Source organism: Alienimonas chondri (assembly GCF_013036045.1).
Lineage (GTDB): Bacteria > Planctomycetota > Planctomycetia > Planctomycetales > Planctomycetaceae > Alienimonas > Alienimonas chondri.
The window spans coordinates 1-3351 of record NZ_WTPX01000277.1 but is presented as its reverse complement, the minus strand read 5'-3'; the positions used below and the strand labels follow the sequence as shown (position 1 = coordinate 3351).

General features: G+C 72.4%; 2 protein-coding genes and 1 pseudogene. All 3 read right to left on the bottom strand.

From position 1 onward, the window contains the following. Positions 1 to 178 precede the first annotated feature (178 nt). A complete protein-coding gene (locus LzC2_RS20895; protein WP_171189963.1) occupies positions 179 to 1150 on the bottom strand; it encodes a DUF58 domain-containing protein in 972 nt (323 codons plus the stop codon). A gap of 25 nt (positions 1151 to 1175) precedes the next feature. Then, positions 1176 to 2354 carry a tetratricopeptide repeat protein gene (locus LzC2_RS20890; RefSeq protein ID WP_171189962.1) on the bottom strand — a complete coding sequence of 393 codons (1179 nt, stop codon included), beginning with the start codon at positions 2352 to 2354 and terminating at the stop codon, positions 1176 to 1178. A gap of 135 nt (positions 2355 to 2489) precedes the next feature. Continuing rightward, positions 2490 to 3351 (bottom strand): annotated as a pseudogene (locus LzC2_RS20885) (hypothetical protein); the annotation flags it as partial.

The following is a 3351-nucleotide window of genomic DNA, read 5'->3' as shown; positions in this document are numbered from 1 at the left end:
GGGGGTCCCGTCGGCCATCGTGGCTCGTCCGGTCGGGGTGCGGGGCGGGAAGTCCGGCGGACGGGCGCTCCCGAAGGATCGGGACGCCCGGCCAGCGGCAGACGGGTCGTAGTTCGTCGCGCGCGAACCGGTCAAGACGGCTCGCCGTCGCCCAAGGATCGCCTCCGCGCCGGCGCTCCTACGCCCGGCCGACCCGGTCTGAGAGGAAGCGCACCAACGCGCCGGAGAGCGGTTCGTCCGTCGTCATCACCGTCAGCGGAGCCGCGACGCGGCGGGATGCGGCCGCCAGTTCCGCCGCGTGCTCTTCAAATGCGATCCGGTACTCCTGAACCGCCGCCCGCCCGCCGCCGGTGATCGCCGGGTCGCCCGTCAACGGACGGAATCGCCGGGGTTTCTCGAAGGGAAAGGAGACCTCAGCCGGGGCCAACACGCGGAGGACGGCCGCTTCGTGCCCTCGGCGCCGCAGGTCGGACAACGCCGCAAACCATCGATCCGGGTCCGTCAACAGGTCTGACAGGATCACCACGACGCCGCGGCGCCCCCATCGTCCAGCCGCGGTCCCCAGCGCCTCCGCGAAGTCGATCTTCCCGGACGGCAGGATGCCGGACAGCGTGTCGCACACCGCCGCGGCATGGGCCGGCGCCGCGGAGGTCGGCAACGTGACTCGGTTCCCGCCGAGCACGGTGAGCGACGCCGCGTCCCGCCGTTGCAGCACGGCTTCCGTCAGCGTCGCCGCAGCGGTCGCCGCGACGCGCCATTTGGACGGGTGCCGGCCGGTCCCCCCGTCCGCCGCGGGGCCGCGGTACGCCATCCCAGAGGAGGCGTCGACGACGAGATGCACCGCCAGACCGGACTCCGCTTCAAACTGCTTCACGAACCACCCGCCGTTGACGGGCGTCCCGGCGGCGACGTGTCGACGTTTTCGCCAGTCGATCCTCCGCGTGTCGTCGCCGATCTGGAACGGGCGGTGCCCGGCGAACTCCACGCTGAAGCCGCCCCGTCCGCCGCGATGGGCGCCGGACAGCAGCCCGTCCGCCAGCCCGCGTCGGCCGAGCGGCAATCGCGCGATCGCCGCCAGGGCGGTTGGATCCGGGGCGATCGGGCGGTCCGACGACGGGCGATCAGCAGGCGGGCGGGGCGGGGCGCTCATCGGCCCGCACGATACGCGGTCTCGCTCAGCCGTTCTTCGGGAACGGCCACGGCGGCGGAACGTCGGCGTCACGCTGCGTGGATCCGCCGGCTCGGTCCGAGGACGTGGGCCGATAGGCCGGCGGCGTTTGCGGAGTCGAGTAGGCGGCCGGGGCGGTCGCCGCGCCGGTCTCCACATTCGAGGCCGGTTGCACCCCGCCGAACGGGGACGGCCCGGCGCCGAACGGCATCGGGTCGCCGGCGAACGGATCGACCGGCGGCCTCGTCGGCGTCGCCGCGAGGCCCGCGGAGGCGGGACGGCGGTTCCGCTGGGGAGCCGTCGTCGGCCACGGCTGCGTCCCGGACGCCGGTTCCGCGATCGACGGATCGGCCGCATCGAGCGCCGCGATCAACTCACCGACTCGGGCCAGCTGCGGGTATTCCCCCGTGTCCTTCTCCGAGGCCAGGCGGAACTCACGGAGCGCCGCGTCCCGATTGCCGGACCGCCGGTACATTTCGCCGACGTTGTAGTGAGCGACCGCTTCGCCCATGGAAGCGACGAAGTGCGGGCGACTGCCCTCGATATCCCCGCCCATCGCCATGGCGACGGCCATGCCGTGCCGAGCGGTGCGGCGTTGCTTGGTCTCGTTGGATCGCTCCGCGGCGAGTCCGTAAGTCGCGGCGCTCTCGCCCCAGCGGCCGCGGTCGGCCTGAAATCGGGCCAGCGCCAACAGCGGGCGTGCATCGGCGGGGGCGGCGTCGACGGCTTTGCGGTAGGCGTCTTCGGCCGCCTTCAATTCGCCCGGCCGATCGCCGGCGCCGGTCTCCGTCAAACGGGCCAGCCCGATCAGGGCTTCGACGTTCTTCGGATCATCCTTGAGCACGCGTTTGAACGCGGCTTCGGCGTCGTCCCGCCCGCTTTCGGACGGCTGCCCGTCGGTTCGCAGGTTGGCGTACGCGAGATCCAGCGCCGCCGGATCCTTCAACTCCTCGCGGGTCGAGGGGATGGGGTCCGCGGTCAGCCCGGGGGGCATGAACGTGGACGCTTTGGCCAACGCCGCCGGCTTCGACCACCAGGATTTCGAACCGCCGTCAGCTTCGGCAAGATTCGCCCCCGTCGCTCCGCACCCGACCATCCCGGCAGCCCCGAAGGCGCCGGCGACAGTCGCGACACGCGACAGACGGCGAGCGAAGTCGGTCGGCCGGGAGAACGGTCGGACGGACATCGAGGGACCGGGGTCGGGGGGACGAGCGGCGAAAACGGCAGAGTCGCCCTGATCCGATCGACCGATTCGATCAGGAAACTTGAGCGACCGGCGAGTCCGCGAGCGAGGAATGAGGTCGCGATCAGGCCGGACGGGTCAGGTCCCGGGGCTGCTGGACGCGCTGCCGGACGTGGACACGGGGATGCGAGGCTGCGGCGTGGACTGCAATTCGTCGCTCCGAAGCCGGTCGATCTCTTCCGCCGGACGGCCATTCGCCGGACGCATTCCCAGCGACACCGCCCCGGCGAGTTGCGGAGCGCCCATCTCGCTGACGGCCGTGCGCACCGCCGCCACGCGGGCGAAGGCGGTTTCACGGTCAGCCCCGCCGGCGACCACGATCGGAACGACCGTCCCGGAGGAAGCCGCGGCCAGCGCCTCGGTCTGGAGGTGATCGCGTCCGGCGGAGGTCAGCAGATTGGTCACCGGATCGAAATGGAAACCGTGCAACGCGGCATGTTCGGCTCGACCGGCGGCGACCTGCGCAGCGGAGAGGGCACGCACATACGCCCGATCACGGCAGCTGTACGGCAACGGCCAATAGTGAGCGTGGTGCAGCTGCGTCTTCAGAGACGCTTCGGGGGCGGTCGATCGCGGATACGGCGGCCAGAGCAGGCCGGCGGATTCCTTCTGACGCCCGCCGGGGGGGTAGACCGGTTCGGTAGCCCCCGCGTGCCCGCCGGAGCCGTCCGGGACCAGTCCGTAGCTCGCCGGCTGGACGGCCGAGGGGGGCGCCGCCACATGGCTGGCCGGCGCGACGCCGGCATCGGCACGCAAGCCGAACCAACCCGCCCCCGAGCTGCCCGCGGGTTTGGATGCGACCGCTCCCGGGCCCCCGTCGGGGTACAAACCGAAGAACTGGGCGTTCGCGACTGGCGCCGACGCGAGCGCCGCAGCGGCGGCGAACAGCGGGGCGATGAGGCGGGGCGACGGGCGACGGGCCGGGCGCATGGGGTCTCTC